Genomic DNA, 2,920 nt, shown 5'->3' on the forward strand with positions numbered 1-2,920 from the left:
CAGATTCAGTGTGCCACTACATATCGACCAACCCGATTTACCCCGATAGTATTACCCGAAAATGAAAAACCAGACTCAAAGATCCAAAAGTAACCTTTCCCTCTATTCTCTAATAAGTTGGCTAATTGGTTAACCTGTACCATCGGTTTAGAAAAAGTTTTAGCTGTACCTCTCCCATCCCTCACCGCTATCATCTCGCCTAAAAAGAACGGCGTGTAATAAGAAGAATACGTCAGATGCCCGGAAGCATTGTAAATCGCAATCCCCCAGTCTGGTTTTTGCAACGGGAAACTGCTGGAGAAAATCACCACATGCACATCGCAAGCGACATCGTTATTCACAATGACCTTATCATGCGTCATGCCGATGGCGGCACCGGGGGTTTCTGTACGGGAAAAGACCAGACACTGATGTCGGTTAGGAATAGTGTCCGGTACGCGCCATTGCCCAAGCTTTCCTAACGAAAATTTCCCGCGATAGACGCAATACTCCAATCGATTTTAGTCTGCAATGGTCGATACTCCATTCATCCCAGCCAGTTTGATGCCAAATGATTCCGTGTACTTAGGGTAACCGCAGGCCTGAATGTAGAAAGTCCTGTCTTTACTATGAGAACTAAAATCATAAAGTGTGTCATTCATCTCAATGTTCAGGTATTCCCCGTCCATGTCCATGCGTTCTATCCAGCAGTCGACAATCACAGACCGCAACCCCTGCTGCCCTACCATGACTGTTTTCGTTGGAATAAGCACAATATTGAAGTCGTGAGCTTCGGGGATATGAAATGACTTTTTGTAGTAATACTTCTTGCCGTCCCGGCCATCAATCGCCACTGTCCGTAGCAGACTCAACATTTGCGCCTTGTCTGAATCCAGATAATAAGATTTCCCTCCATCACCGGGGTGCACCATAATGCCTAATCTGTCACTCATATTTTCCCTACCTTCACCCTTAAGGCCCCACCGTTGTCATAGACTGCCAGCCCTGTATGATCTAAGGCTATCCGCGCTCCAGCAGCTGCACTCTTCATCTCAAACGCCCCGTTCTTTGGCGAAATACCACGCCTTTTGGCGCTCGTTTAATTCAATGCCGTGTTTACCCGACAACTCCGCAAAATAATCCACCAGCCGTTGCGGGATGGATTCAACGGGATCGATGGCATATTGAGGGTTTTTCCACCAAGAAAAAAAGAAAAACTTCCAGTCAAGGTTAGATAATGGTTTGCCTTGTAGCTGGGCTTTCTCAGCGGACTGGCAATAATCAAAGAAATAACCAGCCCACCCTTCTGCCGTACTTTCAATTGTAGTGAAACAGTCGGTGGAGACGGCCTCAAATGCCCCTGTCACTATCTCTCTGGCTTTATGTGGGAACTTAGCGCATATCTTCCCGAATTCGGATACATGCAGATAACGTAATGTGCCGCCACGAAACGAGGTTGAGACATATAGTGAGCCACCCTTGCGGAAGACCAATTCACCCGCCGAATCATTACTGGCCGGGTTAGCCGCCTTAATCTCGTCTGGCAACCGATCATAGGCATATTTCACCTTCTCCCGAAACAGCCGCTTAGCGTCGTTCAGGGTATGGGCAATCAGGGCGCATTTAGCGGACTCAAATAAGGCTGCATCCAATTGGATGATACATACCTCAGTCGTAAAGCCTAACTGACGGGCTTTGAGGATAATGTTGCGTGTGTGGATGCCTTCAAAGTATTCCAGCTGTTCCGGCGTCATCTTGAATCTGACAGGGCGTCCTTCTTTGTCCGTTATCCAGTAGAGGTGATTGAGCCGCCAGAGTTTTTTGCGCAATAACGCTAGATGTTCCGGCTTCATGGTTATCCCTTGGCAAGTTCGTCCATTAGATCGGCTATGCTGTCTGCCGATGTGTTTTTATCGCCACTATCGATGTTGTATGACTCCCGCTCACCCTTGATAAGTTTGATTTGAGCATCAACACCTGCCGTAATGGTTCGGGCGATAGAGGCATGGTTATCTTCGGTAATTTCAACGTCATCAAGAAACGTTCTCAGTTTGTTGGCTATCCTTCGCCAGTCAGCTAAATCCGTGCGATGACCGAGGACAACGTCCGCCGCTTCACTGGCTGCCTGCTCGATAATATCTTCCTCAGTTCGCACTTCTGACTGCGAACCTGCGGCGCGAACCTCGCTGCGAACCAGTTTCGTTCTTGTGGCTTTTTTTACCTTATCTGTTAAGTCTCTTTGCCAGCCATGAACATTGGCCCTTTTCCTTACCGCAGTATCACTGACACCGTGCTTAGCGGCTATTTCACGAATAGACAACGAACCAGCCCGGTAAGCCGATTCGATGGCCTCCCAATCTGGTTTAGCCATTTCTTTTTCCCCATAAACAAAAAACCACCCGAAGGTGGCTTATTTCGTTTCTTCGTAGAACTAAGTTAATGCACTGTCCATAAAGATATAAGCGGGATCTTTCCGTTTATACTTATCAATCATTGGAACAAGGCGCAGGAAGTGCTCGCTATTACAATGAGCATCTAAAGCAGCTCGATCTGGCCATTCTTCTATAAAGATAAAATGGCCTTCATCTTCCTGGTCAACATACAGGTCATAAGCAATACAAAGAGGCTCGCGTTTAGTTGCCTCGACTAATTCATGATAAAATGGAAGTACAATCTCTATGGCATTAATCTGGATAAAATCCTCTGCAATGACTTTCAACATTTCTACCCTCTCAGGGTTATGCCAGAAGTGACAATACTATAATAGCCTATCGCGCAAATTTGCATTGTGGTACGTCCAATCTATCGACTCCCACCCAAAACTTACACAAAACTTTATCAAGCACCCATTTGTAGATGCTTTGGAGAATTTTGTAAAATCATCGCTTCTTTGGCTTCTCCACCGAATACTTACTTGCCCTGTAGTGGCACACTGAATCTG

At 46.4% G+C, this 2,920-nt stretch carries 4 protein-coding genes and 1 pseudogene; all 5 read right to left on the reverse strand.

The window, feature by feature from the left end; translation table 11 throughout:
* Positions 1–5 precede the first annotated feature (5 nt).
* A complete protein-coding gene (locus FE392_RS19650; RefSeq protein WP_319931822.1) occupies positions 6–494 on the reverse strand; it encodes a DUF6453 family protein in 489 nt (162 codons plus the stop codon).
* Positions 495–500: 6 nt separating this feature from the next.
* A complete protein-coding gene (locus FE392_RS19655; RefSeq protein WP_319931823.1) occupies positions 501–932 on the reverse strand; it encodes a hypothetical protein in 432 nt (143 codons plus the stop codon).
* Between the two features lie 108 nt (positions 933–1,040).
* Positions 1,041–1,832, reverse strand: a pseudogene (locus FE392_RS19660) (terminase); the annotation flags it as partial.
* A gap of 2 nt (positions 1,833–1,834) precedes the next feature.
* Positions 1,835–2,350, reverse strand: coding sequence for a hypothetical protein (locus tag FE392_RS19665; RefSeq protein ID WP_319931824.1), 516 nt, complete (start codon positions 2,348–2,350; stop codon positions 1,835–1,837).
* A 60-nt stretch (positions 2,351–2,410) separates the two neighbouring features.
* Positions 2,411–2,701: a putative quinol monooxygenase gene (locus tag FE392_RS19670; protein ID WP_319931825.1), complete on the reverse strand. Its 291-nt coding sequence runs from the start codon at positions 2,699–2,701 to the stop codon at positions 2,411–2,413.
* Between the last annotated feature and the right edge of the window lie 219 nt (positions 2,702–2,920).

The organism is Xenorhabdus santafensis (assembly GCF_033949405.1).
GTDB lineage: Bacteria > Pseudomonadota > Gammaproteobacteria > Enterobacterales > Enterobacteriaceae > Xenorhabdus > Xenorhabdus santafensis.